The sequence below is a fragment of the Streptomyces sp. RP5T genome (genome assembly GCF_003933965.1).
GTDB lineage: Bacteria > Actinomycetota > Actinomycetes > Streptomycetales > Streptomycetaceae > Streptomyces.
In genome coordinates this window covers 1-11,206 of record NZ_RSAJ01000264.1, presented here as the reverse complement: position 1 = coordinate 11,206, position 11,206 = coordinate 1, and the positions used below count along the sequence as shown (strand labels likewise).

10 protein-coding genes and 1 pseudogene are annotated in these 11,206 nt (G+C 71.7%); 9 read left to right on the top strand and 2 right to left on the bottom strand.

The annotated features are described in order from the left end of the window. Positions 1 to 153: 153 nt before the first annotated feature. Positions 154 to 963: an NAD(P)-dependent oxidoreductase gene (locus EHS43_RS25195; protein WP_125193044.1), complete on the bottom strand. Its 810-nt coding sequence runs from the start codon at positions 961 to 963 to the stop codon at positions 154 to 156. A 151-nt stretch (positions 964 to 1,114) separates the two neighbouring features. Between EHS43_RS25195 and EHS43_RS25190 the strand changes: the two genes are divergently transcribed. Continuing rightward, positions 1,115 to 2,059, top strand: coding sequence for a 5-dehydro-4-deoxyglucarate dehydratase (locus EHS43_RS25190; protein ID WP_125193043.1), 945 nt, complete (start codon positions 1,115 to 1,117; stop codon positions 2,057 to 2,059). Beyond that, on the top strand, positions 2,056 to 3,216 hold the full coding sequence (locus EHS43_RS25185; RefSeq protein WP_125193042.1) for a hypothetical protein: 1,161 nt from the start codon (positions 2,056 to 2,058) through the stop codon (positions 3,214 to 3,216). The genes EHS43_RS25190 and EHS43_RS25185 overlap by 4 nt, the downstream gene beginning before the upstream one ends. Here EHS43_RS25185 and EHS43_RS25180 read toward each other — a convergent pair. Beyond that, on the bottom strand, positions 3,153 to 4,355 hold the full coding sequence (locus EHS43_RS25180; RefSeq protein ID WP_125193041.1) for an MFS transporter: 1,203 nt from the start codon (positions 4,353 to 4,355) through the stop codon (positions 3,153 to 3,155). The two genes, EHS43_RS25185 and EHS43_RS25180, sit on opposite strands and share 64 nt — an antisense overlap. Positions 4,356 to 4,489: 134 nt before the next feature. On the opposite strand from EHS43_RS25180, the gene EHS43_RS25175 reads away from it, so the two are divergent. The 7 genes and pseudogenes from EHS43_RS25175 (at position 4,490) to EHS43_RS25145 (ending at position 11,084) form a co-directional block, all read left to right on the top strand. Next, positions 4,490 to 5,074, top strand: a complete 585-nt coding sequence (locus EHS43_RS25175) for a TIGR03086 family metal-binding protein (protein WP_125193040.1) — start codon at positions 4,490 to 4,492, stop codon at positions 5,072 to 5,074. Positions 5,075 to 5,148: 74 nt separating this feature from the next. Further along, positions 5,149 to 5,819 (top strand): annotated as a pseudogene (locus tag EHS43_RS48040) (MBL fold metallo-hydrolase). Then, positions 5,816 to 6,472 carry a GntR family transcriptional regulator gene (locus EHS43_RS25165; protein WP_125193039.1) on the top strand — a complete coding sequence of 219 codons (657 nt, stop codon included), beginning with the start codon at positions 5,816 to 5,818 and terminating at the stop codon, positions 6,470 to 6,472. The pseudogene EHS43_RS48040 and the gene EHS43_RS25165 overlap by 4 nt, the downstream one beginning before the upstream one ends. Next, the gene (locus EHS43_RS25160; RefSeq protein ID WP_125193038.1) at positions 6,469 to 7,380 is read left to right on the top strand and encodes a dihydrodipicolinate synthase family protein; all 912 of its coding nucleotides are present in this window, start codon (positions 6,469 to 6,471) and stop codon (positions 7,378 to 7,380) included. Before EHS43_RS25165 ends, EHS43_RS25160 begins: the two co-directional genes overlap by 4 nt. Beyond that, positions 7,377 to 9,107: an L-arabinonate dehydratase gene (gene araD / locus EHS43_RS25155; RefSeq protein WP_125193037.1), complete on the top strand. Its 1,731-nt coding sequence runs from the start codon at positions 7,377 to 7,379 to the stop codon at positions 9,105 to 9,107. The genes EHS43_RS25160 and araD overlap by 4 nt, the downstream gene beginning before the upstream one ends. Before the next feature lie 148 nt (positions 9,108 to 9,255). Beyond that, on the top strand, positions 9,256 to 10,191 hold the full coding sequence (locus tag EHS43_RS25150; protein ID WP_125193036.1) for a carbohydrate ABC transporter permease: 936 nt from the start codon (positions 9,256 to 9,258) through the stop codon (positions 10,189 to 10,191). Continuing rightward, entirely contained in the window at positions 10,188 to 11,084 is an 897-nt protein-coding gene (locus EHS43_RS25145) for a carbohydrate ABC transporter permease (protein WP_125193035.1), read from the top strand. Before EHS43_RS25150 ends, EHS43_RS25145 begins: the two co-directional genes overlap by 4 nt. Positions 11,085 to 11,206 lie beyond the last annotated feature (122 nt).

The window sequence follows — 11,206 nt, the reverse complement described above, 5'->3', positions numbered from 1 at the left end:
GGCGTAGGGCGGCTGCGGGTGCGTCGTGGCTGGTCGCGCAGTTCCCCGCGCCCCTGGGGGCGGCGCTTCGCGCCTGCCCCCGCCGCTGCTTCCTGTGCCCGCAATGGCTGCGGGCGGGCCCGTTCGGTGCCCGCCCGCCTGGTCGTCGGTGTCTCAGTACGGCCAGATCGGCGGGTCCGTCACGAACTGGCCGCCCAGGTAGGCGTGCCCCTCGTTGCCGTCCTGGAGTTCGCCCTGTTCGGCGATGAGCTTCTCCGCGTACGGCTCGGAGTCGTCCTGCGGGTCGTAGCCGAGCGCCCGCGCGGTGCTCAGGTCCCACCACAGACGGGTGTTGGCGGAGGAGCCGTAGACCACGGTGTGGCCGACCTGCTCGGCGGTCAGGGCCGCGTGGAAGAGGCGGGCGCCGTCGGCCGGGCTCATCCATACCGAGAGCATGCGCACACTGGTGGGCTCGGCGAAGCAGGAGCCGATGCGCACGGAGACGGTCTCCAGCCCGTGCCGGTCCCAGTAGAGCTGGGCGAGGTCCTCGCCGAAGGACTTGGACAGGCCGTAGAAGGTGTCCGGGCGGTGCGGGGTGTCGATCGGGATGAGCGGGTCGCCGTCCCGCGGCCGGGGGGTGTAGCCGACGGCGTGGTTGGAGGAGGCGAAGACGATCCGTCCCACGCCCTCCGCCTGCGCGGCCTCGTACAGATGGTAGGTGCCCTCGATGTTCGCCCTGAGGATCTTCTCGAAGGGGGCTTCCAGGGAGATGCCCGCCAGATGGACGATCGCGTCGACACCCCGTACGGCCTCGCGCACCGCGTCCTTGTCGGCGAGGTCGGCGACGATCGCGTCCGGCTCGCCCTCGACGGGCCGCAGGTCGAGCAGGCGCAGCTCGTAGCCGTAGGCCGGGAGCAGATCCCGCATCAGGGTGCCGAGCCCGCCGGCGGCACCGGTGAGCAGAACGGTACGGGGAGCGGGCATCCGCGGGTCTCCTTGAACGGCCTGATGAGTACGGTATTCACATTCGTGGACAAGCTAGGGATCGTGTCTTCGCTTCGTCAAGGGTGGCGCGATGTCGGTTCATAAATATAAACTCTGATCAGTATTCTGCATGCCACTCTAGGGAGAGCCTGTGACGCCGTCCGCCGACCTCGCCCACCGCCTCGGCATCCCCAGCGGGCCGCTGTTCTTCCCCGTCACCGCCTACGGCCCGGACGGATCCGTCGACCTCGCCGTGTACCGCGCGCACGTGCGCCGGGGCGTGGACGCGGGGGCCGCGGCCGTGTTCGCGTGCTGCGGCACCGGGGAGTTCCACGCGCTCACGCCCGAGGAGTTCGAGCGTTGCGTCCGGGCGGCCGTCGAGGAGACGGCGGGGCGCGTACCAGTGGTCGCGGGCGCCGGATACGGCACCGCCCTCGCCGTGCGGTACGCGCGGCTCGCCGAGGCGGCGGGCGCCGACGGGCTGCTCGCCATGCCGCCCTACCTCGTCGTGGCCGGGCAGGAGGGCCTGCTGCGGCACTACCGCGAGGTGGCCGCCGCGACCGCGCTCCCCGTCATCGTCTACCAGCGCGACAACGCCGTCTTCACCCCCGGGACCGTCGTCGCACTGGCCCGCACCGAGGGGATCATCGGCCTCAAGGACGGCCTCGGCGACCTGGACCTCATGCAGCGCGCCATCAGCGCGGTGCGCACCGAGGTGCCCGGCGACTTCCTCTACTTCAACGGGCTGCCGACCGCCGAACAGACCCAGCTCGCCTACCAGGCCATCGGCGTCCCCCTCTACTCGTCCGCGGTCTTCTGCTTCGCCCCCGAGATCGCCCTCGCCTTCCACCGGGCCCTCGTCGACGGCGACCGGGCGACGGCCCGCCGCCTGCTCGACGGCTTCTACCGCCCCTTCGTCGAACTGCGCGCGCGGGGCCGCGGGTACGCGGTCTCCCTGGTGAAAGCCGGCGTGCGGATGCGCGGCCTCGACGTGGGGGAGGTCCGGCCGCCGCTGCACGAGCCGGACGAGGATCATGTGAAGCAGCTCGCGGAGATCATCGAGCGCGGGTACGCGCTCCTGGAGGAGGCACAGTGAAGGCGTCGACGTTCGTCTACCCCTGGGACGTCAACGGGGACCCGGAGGCCGCGGCCCGGATCGCCGGGCTCGGCGTACGGCAGGCGACCCTCGCCTCCGCCTACCACTCCACGCGCGCGCTGACCCCCCGCCACCCGCGCCACCGCATCGTCACCGCCGAGCACGCGGCCGTGCTGTACCCGACGGACTCCCGCTGGCAGGGGCGTGCGCTGCGCCCGTACCCGGCCGGCGACTGGGCCCCCGGCGACGCCTTCGGCGAGGCGGCAAAGGCCCTGGCGGGAGCGGGCCTCGACGTGCACACCTGGGTCGTCCTCGCGCACAACTCCCGCCTGGGCGCCGAGCATCCGAGCACCTCCGTCGTCAACGCCTACGGCGACCGCTACCCGTGGGCCCCGTGCATCGCCCAGCCCGCCACGCGCGCGTACCTCGTCGACCTCGCCGTGGAGGCGGCCGTGCGCCCGGGCGCGTCCGGCACCGAACTGGAGTCCCTCGGCTGGTACGGCCTCCAGCACCTGCACGCCCACGACAAGACCGGCGGGGTGCCGCTCGGCGACGCCGGGATGTACCTCATGGCGCTCTGCTTCTGCGGGACCTGCCGGGAGGGCTACGGCCGACAGGGCCTGGACGCCGACGCGCTCGCCGCCGCCGTGCGCGCTGCCCTGGAGCCGCTGTGGCAGGGGGCGCCGGACGACGGGGGCTGGGCCGGGGTCGAGAAGCTCCTGGGCTCCGAGCAGGCGGCGGCCACGCGCGCGTGGCGTGACGAGACCGCCCGTACGCTCCAGGAGACCGCGGTCCGGGCCGTGCGCTCGGCCGCGCCCGAGGACTTCCAGATCCTGCTGCACGCCGACCCCGTGACCTACCACGTCGGTGCCAACCCGGGCGTCGACCCCGAGCACATCCTGTCCGTCGCGGACGGCGTCGTCGTGCCCTGCGCCGACGGCCCGGACCTGGTCACGCCCTTCGCCCGGGTCCGCCCGGACGCGGTCGTCGCCGCCAACTTCCCGGTCGTGGCGGGCATGGGCGGCAGCCCGGGCACGCTCGCGGCGGACGTGGCCCGCGCGCGGGAGGCCGGGGCGAGCGAAGTCCGGCTGTATCACGCCGGGTTGGCGTCGGACGGCGACCTGGACGCGATCCGTGAGGCGCTGGCCGGCCTCTGACACAGCGGCAGCGACGCGGCGAGCCACACCACGCCCAGGACGGCCGACAGGAGCCGCTGGCCGACCGGTTCGACCAGGGCCGCGCCCGCCGCGAGCCCCAGCGCGTTCGGCGTGTACACCAGCGTGTTGGCGGTGGCGACCGTACGGCCCAGCAGGGCGTGCGGGGTCGCGCGCTGCACGGCGGTGAGCACGGCGATCAGCACACACGGCAGGCCCAGACCGAGGGCCGCGCTGCACACGAGGGCGAGCGGGTCCGAGGGGACGGCCCGCAGCCCCGCGGCCATGGCCGTCAGGGCGATGCCGTACGCGGCGAACCGGCGCTCGCCCAGCCGCCGCAGCGCGGGTCCGGAGACCAGCCCCACCGCCACGGAACCGGCGCCCTGCACGGCGTACAGCGCACCGGCGTACGCGGGGGAGTGGCCCAGCCCGTCGATCACGGCGTACATCAGGGCGCCGTTGATCCCCGCGCAGAGCATGGTGGTGGCGCCCGCCAGGATCAGGGGGCGGAGCGTGGGGTGGGCCGCCATGTGGCGGGCGCCTTCGACGAACGGGGTGCGCCGGGACGGCCCGGGGCGTTCCTCCCGGACGCGCAGACCGCGGTACAGGAGGGCGGCGAGCACGAACGTGGCCGCGTCCAGCAGGGCCACGGCAGGGCCGCCGTAGAGCGTGTAGAGGCCGGCTCCGGCCAGGGGGGCCACGAGTTTCATGCCCTCGTTGACCGCCGTCCGCAGCCCGTTGAAGTCGCCGAGCAGGGACGGGGCGACGGCGTCGGCGACCAGGGCCGACTCCGCCGCGTCGAGGACGACGCCCGTCGCGCCGTAGAGGAGAAGGACCGCCAGGACCACCGCGACCCGCTCGGTGAGCAGGACCGGCAGCAGGGCCGCCGCCAGCAGGTTGCCGGCGATCAGCAGCGGCCTGCGGCGGATCCGGTCGGCCGGTGCGCCGAGCAGCGGGCCCGCGGCGGTCGGCGCCCACATCGCGAGCATGCACAGCGCGGCCAGGCCGTCCGAGCCGGTGAGGTCCTTGACCCAGACTCCGGACACCAGCCACAGGGCCGAGGTGCCGAAGCCGGAAACGAGCACCGCGGTGAGACAGAGCCTCGCGTCGCGGTCCCGGAGCACCGCCCATGTCGTCGTCATGCCTGCACATCGTGGGTCTAAGGCCCCTGTGGCGGGATGGGGCAGGTGCCCTGGTTCCCCGGATGCCGAGCGATGAGTTTTCGCGGTGGCGAGGGTCCACCCCTCATCACACCGTGAACCCTGAGGAGCCCCGCATGACCGTCCCGTCCCTGGACCTCGGACCGCAGACCCGCGTCATCGCCCTGCTGGCCGAGGGCGTCACCGATGAACAGCTGGGGCACACCACACCGTGTCCGGAGTACGCGGTGCGCCACCTGCTCGGCCACCTGCTCGGGCTCTCCGCCGCCTTCCGCGACGCCGCCCGCAAGGACCTCGGCGCCACGACCGACACCCCGCCGACCGACTCCCTCCCGGACATCGGCCCCGGCTGGCGCGAGGAGCTCCCCAAGGTTCTCGAGGAACTCGCCGAGGCCTGGCGCGACCCGGCCGCCTGGACCGGTGCGACCCGCGCGGGCGGTGTCGACCTGCCCGCCGAGGTCGCCGCCGCCGTCGCCGTCGACGAACTGGTCGTCCACGGCTGGGACCTTGCCGTCGCCACCGGACAGCCGTACGACCCGGACCCCGCCGCGCTCCAGGCGGCGTACGCCTTCCTCCGGGCCTCCGCCGACGATCCGAGCCGGGACGCCATCTTCGGCCCGATCGTCCCGGCGCCCCAGGACGCGCCGCTGCTGGACCGGGCCCTGGGCCTGAGCGGACGGAACCCGGGCTGGACGCCGTAGCCGCCGGTACGGCCGTGCCGTGGACGAACGGAAACGGGCGGCGGGCGGCAGGGGCGGACCATACGCTCCCCGCCATGCCGCCCCTCGGCCTCACCGTCCTCGGTACCACCTGCCCGCACCCGGCGCCGGGCCGCCGAGGTGCGGGTGGAGGCCGGGCCCGATACCTTCGCTGAGTTGCAGCGGCACACGGACCCCTCCCGGCTGACGGCTGTCCACGCCTCGCCTACGGCGGACTCGCCCCGCCCCCCGATCCCGGTGCACGCGCCGCCCGGCCGCGCCCACCGGCTCGCCGGGTTCTTCGGGCGCTCCGACGCGCGCTTCCTCGACGGCGTTCTCACCTTCCATCCCCTGTACGACGGCCACGAGGCCCGGCACTGGAACCTGCGGCTCGCCGCGCGGGCCGTGGCGTACGACACCGAGGCGTACGGGCTGCGTGCCGAGTGCGCCGGACGGGTCCTCGCGTACTCGGTCCGACGTGTTCCTGCGCGAGGCGGACATCGACGGGCATCGCGAAGGCGAACAGTTCCCTGTCACGCACGTAGGACCGGCGCTCACCGGGGAGGCGGGAACCACGTGCGCGGCCGCAGCCTTCGCCGCAACTTCGACTTCCTCTGTCGGAAGCATTGACGAAACAACACCGCCCTCTTACCTTCAACGCGTCGTACTTCGTACGTCATATATGAGACGCGATACGCGAGATCAGATACGCAAGATCCGATACGCGAGATCCGAGAGGCGCGCATGACCTCTGTGCCCACGCCGATCCCCTCCCGCACGCAGTACGTGCTGGAAGAGATCAAACGCCGCATCCTCACCGGGCGGTTGACGCCGGGCCAGGCCCTGGTCGAGACCGAACTCGCCGCACAGTTCGGGGTGTCCAAGACCCCGGTGCGCGAGGCGCTCAAGACCCTGGCCGGCACGGGGCTCGTCGTGATGAGCCAGTACAAGGGCGTCACGGTGCGCATGGTGGACGCGGACATGGCGCGTGAGGTCTACGACGTCCGGCTGCTCCTCGAACCCGAGGCGCTCAAGCGGGCCGTACGACGCGGGGCTTCGCTGGAAGCCGCGCGGGACGCCCTCACCCGGGCCGACGACGCCACCGACACCGCCGAACGCTCCCTGGCCAACCGGGAGTTCCACCGCGCCCTCTACCTGCCCTGCGGCAATCCGCTGCTCGGCCGGATGCTCGACGAGGTCCGTGACCAGGCCGCCCTGGTCTCCGCCGTCGCCTGGGCCGCCTCGCCCTCCTGGGACCGGGAGGCCGGCGAGCACCGGGAGATCCTGCGGCTCGCCCTGGACGGCGACGCGGACGGCGCGGCCCGCGCCCTGCACGCCCACATCGCGTCCTTCGTGGAACGAGCGTTCCCCGGAGTGCTGGACCAGGAAGGCCAGGAATGAGCAGCGAGAGCTTCGAGACCCAGCGGGCGGCCCTGGCCGACGTGGTGGCGATCCCGGTGACCCCGTTCGCCGAGGACGGCAGCGTCGACCAGGACGCCCACCGGGCCCTGCTGCGCCGACTGCTCGACGCGGGGATCACCACCCTCACCCCCAACGGCAACACCGGCGAGTTCTACGCCCTCAGCCCCGAAGAGCGCCGCCTGGTCACGGAGTTGACCGTGGACGAGGCGGGCGGCCGGGCGAACCTCCTCGTCGGGGTCGGCCACGACGTCCCCACCGCCGTCGCCTGCGCCCGGCACGCCCGGGAACTCGGCGCGGGCATGGTCATGGTCCACCAGCCCGTCCACCCCTACGTCTCGCAGGGCGGCTGGATCGACTACCACCGGGCGATCGCCTCGGCCGTCCCGGAGCTCGGGGTCGTCCCGTACATCCGCAACGCCCAGCTGAGCGGCGAGCGTCTGGCCGAACTCGCCGACGCCTGCCCGAACGTGATCGGTGTGAAGTACGCCGTCCCGGACGCCGCCAAGTTCGCCGCCTTCGCCCGGGACGCGGGACTGGAACGCTTCGTGTGGGTCGCCGGGCTCGCCGAGCCGTACGCGCCCTCCTACTTCTCGGCGGGCGCCACCGGCTTCACCTCGGGGCTCGTGAACGTCGCCCCGGCCGTTTCGCTGAACATGATCGAGGCACTTCGATCCGGTGACTACCCGGCCGCCATGAAGGTCTGGGAGCAGATCCGCCGCTTCGAGGAACTCCGCGCCGCGAACGGCTCCGCCGACAACGTCACCGTCGTCAAGGAGGCCCTCGCCTCCCTCGGCCTGTGCCGCCGCGAAGTGCGCCCGCCGAGCCGGGAGTTGTCCGAGGCCGGGCGTGCCGAGGTCGCCGCGATAGCCGCCGGGTGGTCGATATGACCGACAGGAAGCGCCCCGAGGAACTCAGAAGCCACCAGTGGTACGGCACCGAGGGCCAGTTGCGCACCTGGTCGCACAACGCCCGGATGCGCCAGCTCGGTTACGAGGCCGAGGAGTACCAGGGCCGCCCGGTGATCGCCGTGCTCAACACCTGGTCCGACATCAACCCCTGCCACGTCCACCTGCGCGAGCGCGCCGAGGCGGTCAAGCGGGGAGTGTGGCAGGCCGGCGGCTTCCCGCTGGAGTTCCCGGTCGCCACCCTCTCGGAGACGTACCAGAAGCCCACCCCCATGCTCTACCGCAACCTCCTCGCGATGGAGACGGAGGAGCTGCTGCGGTCGTACCCGATCGACGCGGCGGTCCTGCTCGGCGGCTGCGACAAGTCGACGCCCGCGCTGCTCATGGGCGCGACCTCGGCCGACGTGGCGTCGCTCTTCGTGCCCGCGGGGCCGATGCTGCCGGGACACTGGCGGGGCGAGACCCTCGGGTCCGGCACCGACATGTGGAAGTACTGGGACGAGCACCGCGCCGGCAACCTGACCGACTGCGAACTGCGGGAACTTCAGGGCGGGTTGGCGCGCTCGCCGGGCCACTGCATGACCATGGGGACCGCGTCCACCATGACCGCGGCTGCGGAGGCCCTCGGCATGACCCTGCCGGGCGCGTCCTCGATCCCGGCCGTCGACTCCGGGCACGAGCGGATGGCCGCCGCCTCCGGACGCCGGGCCGTGGAACTGGCCTGGACCGGGCTGAAGCCGTCGAAGATCCTCACCCCCGAGGCCTTCGAGGACGCCGTCACCACGGTGCTCGGGCTCGGCGGCTCCACCAACGCCGTCATCCACCTGATCGCCATGGCCGGCCGGGCGGGCGTCGAGCTCACCCTGGACGACTTCGACCGCATCGCGCGGACCGTGCCGGTGCTGGCGAACGTGCGGCCCGGCGGACAGACGTACCTCATGGAGGACTTCCACTTCGCCGGCGGACTGCCCGCCTTCCTCTCCCGGATCAGCGACCTGCTCCACCTGGACCGGCCGACCGTCAACGGCACCCTGGGCGAGCAGATCGAGGGCGCCGAGGTGCACGACGACGACGTCATCCGCACCCGGGACCACCCGGTCGCGAGCGAGGGCGGGGTCGCCGTGCTGCGCGGCAACCTCTGCCCCGACGGCGCCGTGATCAAGCACATCTCCGCCGAGCCCCACCTGCTCAAGCACACCGGCACCGCGGTCGTCTTCGACGACTACAGGACCATGCAGCGCACCATCAACGACCCGGCGCTGGACATCACCGCGGACAGCGTCCTGGTGCTGCGCAACGCCGGCCCCAAGGGCGGCCCCGGCATGCCCGAGTACGGCATGCTCCCGATCCCGGACCACCTGCTCAAGCAGGGCGTGCGCGACATGGTCCGCATCTCCGACGCCCGTATGAGCGGCACGAGTTACGGCACCTGCGTGCTCCACGTGGCCCCGGAGTCGTACGTCGGCGGTCCGCTCGCCCTCGTGCGCACGGGTGACTCGATCACCCTGGATGTCGAGGCGCGCTCTCTCCAACTCAACGTGGACGATGAGGAGTTGGAGCGGCGCAGGGCGGACTGGACACCAGCGCCCACCCGCTACGAACGCGGCTACGGCGCCCTCTACAACGACCAGATCACCCAGGCGAACACCGGCTGCGACTTCGAGTTCCTGGCACGCCCGGGCAAGTCCCCAGACCCCTACGCAGGCTGACTGCACCCACCCCAGGGGCGCGGGGAACTGCGCGACCGGCCACAGCAGATCCGCACCCGCCGCACAACCTCAAGTGGCACTCCGCGCACAGCGAGAAAGCGCTTTCCGCACCACGAACGCAAGACGTACCGAGAACGGAGACCCTGTCATGGCCCAAGCCGCAGCCGTGGCGACACCGCCCGCGCCACCCCGGCGACGCCGTGCCTCCGCCACGCCGCGCAGACTGCCGTACCTGCTGATCGCACCGGCGGCCCTGCTGATGCTGGGCTTCATCGCCTACCCGGTGATCAGCGTCTTCTACTACAGCCTGCAGAACTACAACCCCACCAAGCCGTGGCGCAACGGCTACGCGGGCTTCGACAACTTCGTCCAGATCTTCACCAAGGACCCCCAGTTCTGGGACACGCTGACCTTCAGCGCCAAGTGGGTCTTCGTCGAGGTCGGACTCCAGCTGCTGTTCGGCCTGGCGCTCGCGCTGATCGTCAACCAGACCTTCGTGGGCCGGGCGGTGGGCCGCGCGCTCGTCTTCTCCCCGTGGGCCGTCTCCGGCGTGCTGACCTCCGCGATCTGGGTGCTGCTCTACAACTCCCAGACGGGCATCACCCGTTACCTCGCCGACATGGGCATCGGCTCCTACGGCACCAGCTGGCTGTCGGACACCTCCACCGTCTTCTCGGCGGCGGTCGTCGCCGACCTGTGGCGTGGTGTCCCCTTCTTCGCGATCCTCATCCTCGCCGACCTCCAGTCCGTCTCCAAGGACCTGTACGAGGCCGCCGAGGTCGACGGGGCCAGCACCGTCAAGCAGTTCTGGCACATCACGCTGCCCCACCTGAAGGACGCGATCATCCTGTCCACGCTGCTGCGCGCGGTGTGGGAGTTCAACAACGTCGACCTGCTCTACACCCTGACCGGCGGCGGGCCCGCGGGGGAGACGACGACCCTCCCGCTCTACATCGCCAACACCAGCGTCGACGCCCACAACTTCGGCTACGCGTCCGCCCTGACCACGGTCGCGTTCGTGATCCTGCTGTTCTGCTCGATGGTCTATCTGCGGCTGAGCAAGTTCGGAGGCGGTTCCAAGTGATCACCAAGGAGGCCACGGAGCTCGCGCCCGCGCCCGCGCACGAGACCCCCGAACTGCCGCGGCCGGTGAAGCGCCGGCGCGCCTGGGACGAGGTTCCGCGCTGGCACATCTACCTGCCGCTGTCGATCTACCTCGTCTTCACCCTGATCCCCTTCTACTGGATCCTGCTCTTCGCGCTGCGTCCGGCCGGCTCGACCTCGCTCGTGCCCTGGCCGATCACCTTCGACCACTTCGAGAAGGTGTGGACGGAGCGGGCCTTCGGGACGTACTTCGAGAACAGCGTGTACGTCGGTCTCGCCACGCTGGTGATGACGACGCTGGTCGCGCTGGCCGGCGGTTACGCCCTGGCGCGGTTCGACTTCAAGGTCAAGAACGCCTTCATGCTGGCGCTGCTGTGCTCGCAGTTCGTGCCGGGCGCGCTGCTGCTGGTGCCGCTGTTCGAGATCTTCGCCGAGCTGAAGATGATCAACTCGCTGGGCAGCGTCATCATCGCCGAGACGGTCTTCCAGCTCCCGCTGTCGATGATCCTGATCAGCAACTTCATCAAGAACGTGCCGTACTCCCTGGAGGAGGCGGCCTGGGTCGACGGCTGCAACCGGCTGACGGCGTTCAGGATCGTGGTCCTGCCCCTCCTCCGCCCCGGTCTGATCGCCGTCGGTTCCTTCGCCTTCGTGCACTCCTGGAACCACTTCCTGTTCGCCCTGATGTTCCTCAACAACCAGGACAAGCAGACGATCCCGGTCGGCCTCAACACCCTGATGAGCGCGGACAGCGTCGACCTCGGCGCGCTGGCCGCCGGCGGCATCATCGCGGCGGTACCCGTGGTGATCGTGTTCGCCTTCATCCAGAAGTGGCTGATCACGGGCTTCAGCGCGGGGGCGGTGAAGGGATGACACTCCGCCGGATCAGCGGAACGCACGGGCGCGTCCCGGAGCGAGCGGGTGAGCGCCATGCGGGTGCGACGGGTGTTCGGGCCGGCGCCCGGGGTCTGGGGTGCGCGTCGCGTGGGCGGGCC